Origin of the sequence: Aromatoleum diolicum (assembly GCF_012910955.1) — a bacterium.
In the GTDB taxonomy this organism is placed as follows: Bacteria; Pseudomonadota; Gammaproteobacteria; order Burkholderiales; family Rhodocyclaceae; genus Aromatoleum; species Aromatoleum diolicum.
The window spans coordinates 1-1,121 of record NZ_WTVQ01000107.1 but is presented as its reverse complement, the minus strand read 5'-3'; the positions used below and the strand labels follow the sequence as shown (position 1 = coordinate 1,121).

Genomic DNA, 1,121 nt, shown 5'->3' with positions numbered 1-1,121 from the left:
CGAGCAATGCGGCCGTTCCGTGTTGTAGATGGCGATAGACTGACTGACCATGCGCCGAGCCTCGTGTAGATCGTCGGGCAATTGGAGCAGGAATTCCTGCTTGAGAATGCCATTGACCCGTTCGGCCAAGGCGTTCTGGTAGCAGTCGTAGCCGTCGGTCATCGAGCAGATCAGCCCGTGTTTCCGGTGAATGGCCTGGTATTCATGGGCGCAGTATTGGACGCCGCGATCGGAATGATGGACCAGCGGCTGACTTCCCCGGCGTCCCTTCAGCGCCATCTTCAAGGCTTGGCTGACCTCGGTCGTGTGCAGGCTGTCATGGACGTGGTAGCCGACGATCTTGCGTGAGTAGGCATCGGTCACCAGACTGAGGTAGGCACAGCGCTCGCGGGTCGGCACATAGGTGATATCCGCCACCCAAATCTGTTCGCTCGCTTCGGCTCGCACCTGCTGCGGCCCCGCTTTCAGCAAGTTCGGATGACGCCGGAAACGATGGTGACTGTCGGTCGTCTTGTGATACGCCCGCTTCGGTGGCACCAGCAGGCGGGCCCAGCGCAAGAGATCGAACAAGCGATCGCGCCCCATGTCCAGACCGGCGGCCGTCAGCGTCGGTCTGATCAGGTGGTGCAGCTTGCGTGTTCCTAACCGGGGCTGGCGCAGGCGCTTGCTCTTCACCAGTTCCAGAATCCGTTCATGCTTGGCTTCATCGCGCGCCCGACGGCGCTGCCCTTGGTAATGCGCCTGCCGACTGATGCCCATGTAGCGGCAAGCCCTCGACACGCTCAGCCCTGCGACGGACTCTTGCGCGAGGACTTGCCCACAGGCTTTTTTACGACGCGGACCCCATAGTCCTTCTTCAGAACCTCGATCACAGCTTCAAAGAATTGGGATTTTTCCCGCGCTTCCTTGAGCTGGATCTCCAGTTCCTTGATCCGTTGCTCCGGCGTGAGCGTCTGGCTGTTAGGTGATTGGGCAGGGTCACTCATACGACCGTAGTGTGCCATCGCGCCCCAGTTCTGGCGACCGTGCTTGCGCAACCAGACCAGAACCGTCGACCGGCCTTGAATGCCGTAACGCTCCTGCGCCTGCTTGTAGGTCAGTTCGCCTTTTTCTACTTGCTC

The 1,121-nt window shown here is 60.4% G+C and carries 1 protein-coding gene; it reads right to left on the bottom strand.

Annotation, left to right across the window (positions count from 1 at the left end; all coding sequences use genetic code 11):
* A protein-coding gene (locus tag GPA25_RS23600) for an IS3 family transposase (RefSeq protein WP_425486419.1) occupies positions 1-1,121 on the bottom strand; the annotation gives its coding sequence in 2 pieces (ribosomal slippage) (positions 1-831 and positions 834-1,121; 1,119 coding nt annotated over the 2 pieces). This gene is flagged as partial in the annotation.